The 1946-nt window shown below is 56.9% G+C and carries 2 protein-coding genes; both read right to left on the bottom strand.

What is annotated here, in order from left to right; all coding sequences use genetic code 11:
* Positions 1 to 659: DUF4038 domain-containing protein (locus H5U08_RS17140; RefSeq protein WP_297035872.1), on the bottom strand; the 659-nt coding region annotated here is incomplete at its 3' end.
* A 561-nt stretch (positions 660 to 1220) separates the two neighbouring features.
* Positions 1221 to 1700 carry a TadE family protein gene (locus H5U08_RS17135; RefSeq protein ID WP_297035869.1) on the bottom strand — a complete coding sequence of 160 codons (480 nt, stop codon included), beginning with the start codon at positions 1698 to 1700 and terminating at the stop codon, positions 1221 to 1223.
* Positions 1701 to 1946: the final 246 nt, after the last annotated feature.

The raw sequence follows: 1946 nt of genomic DNA, 5'->3' as shown, positions 1-1946 counted from the left end.
TGCGGTTTTCCACCCGCATCAATTCCGTTGATGTTGTTCTCCGGATGAAACGGATGTGAGCGCCAAGCCCACTGTTCCATCGTGCCCGGCCGCCGGTTACCGTGGAACAAACCCCAGCCTTCGAAGAGCATCACGGACACATAGATCCCTCGCCGCCCTGCCATGCTGACCCGTTCACGCAATCGGGTGAAGTACGCGGGATTAAACTGTTTCAGGTCGAATTTGGGTTTACCGTCGAGGGCTGTCCCCGGACCTGTCCGCGCCCACGGCAACGGCGCCACGTGATGAATGTAATCCTTACCCCATCTTCCGTTAGCCCGCGTATCCCAAAGCGTGGAGTCCCAGGTCCAAAGCCGGATCAAGTTGTGCCCGTAGCGTTCGAGAAAGTCTAGATAGGCCTCGAAATCAAACGGCTCCGGTGGGTCGCTGCGTCCCATATCGACCAGGTTGTTCCACGTGTGGGAGCCGACCAGGAGCACCTCACGTCCGCTGGCGTCGCAGAAATAACGCGGGTTCCTGGCGGAGACGCGAAGCGGTCCGGAAGCCGGCTTGGACTTCTCCTCTTCATGTGCGAATGCAGACAGTGTGGACACCCCAGTCGGTACACCGAAGACCAGGGCCACCTGGCCGCCGCCAATAAGAAATTGTCGACGATCCATGATGGTATCCTTGTTCAGATGGTTTGAATGTCTCCCAGGTCTAAAAAAGTGCTTTCGGTAAAATGCGGGAATCATCCATTTGGCGGAGGAAAAACATCACGGCAGACAAAACTTCTTTCGATGCCTTTCGGTGCCAGATTAATTGTGGAAAATGATCGAACCCGTGTCGCGCAAATGGGTATGAGACCCCGCCGTTGGTTAACGACTCGTACAGTTGACGCTATTTATTGCCGTTGTCGGCCTGGTTTTCAAGAGAAGGTTATCCCTGACTTCTCTCCGTTTTTTCTTTGCCGATGGGGACGCGAAATTCCCTATGTGGGGTCCGGGGGTTTAACCCCGCTTTCCGCGCGGGACTTGAGTCCACGCCGAAAGCCAATGGATGATCGAACGTCAAACGGCAGACCTGACGAGCAGGTCCCTCCGAAAGGTCGGAGGGGCACGCTTGTCGTGCCCGGTGAGAAGAAATCGATTTTTCAATACAGAAAAATGGCGCTGACAAGCATGGTGCTCAGGCGGACCTGGCAACCTGGAGCTTCTTAAAAACTTTCCGGCCGTGTCGCTTCATCGGCAGGAACACTCGGGGTGTGGGGTGACGTCGGGAGGGCCGTCGAATTCCCGATGCGCCACAGCAGACACGGTAAATTTCCGCCCGGTGAAGTCCAGTCCGCACGTGGCGAGGAGATTAAAGAACGGTTTTTGAGTAAGATCCACGCAAAGCGTGGCTTTGAGCATCCCCGCGGGTACGGAAGGGGTACTCGGCACGGAACAGGGGAGTGTGCCACGCACCTGAACCGCTGGCGTGCTAAGACTGTCCTCCAAAACGAGTGTGGCGCCGGGCCCCACAGACAAACCGTGAAGACCGAGGACCGCGTTGACGGAGAGAACCGTCGCGTCGATGTCGGCGCCTTTTCCAGCTTCCCGCGCTGCAACCGTGACCGCATGCGTGATCGTCTGCTCAATGAGCATCAACACACCGAACTGAACGACGGCCAGGGTGGCGAGCAGGAGAATCGGCAGAAAAAGCACGGCCTCCAGCGTCAATGATCCTCGCCGTGACGACCGTCGCCGAGTCGGTCCGTCCAAAAAATTCGAAACCGTCGTCTTTCTGTCGCATTTACTTGCGTTGGCCATGCTACATTCGGAGGTTGTCGTATTCATTGCTGGTTGGCCGCACTGGGAAAACGGGGTGCCGCCCCGTCGCGCCAATAACGGAACAGCGGCGCTGATCTTCCGGATTGGTTTCGTCAGTGGTTGCATCGGTATTCGTCAACGCGTTGAAGCCGTATC

Source organism: Thermogutta sp. (assembly GCF_014359955.1).
Taxonomy (GTDB): Bacteria; Planctomycetota; Planctomycetia; order Pirellulales; family Thermoguttaceae; genus Thermogutta.
The sequence above is the reverse complement of the archived record's forward strand: the minus strand, read 5'-3'. Positions and strand labels throughout refer to the sequence as shown.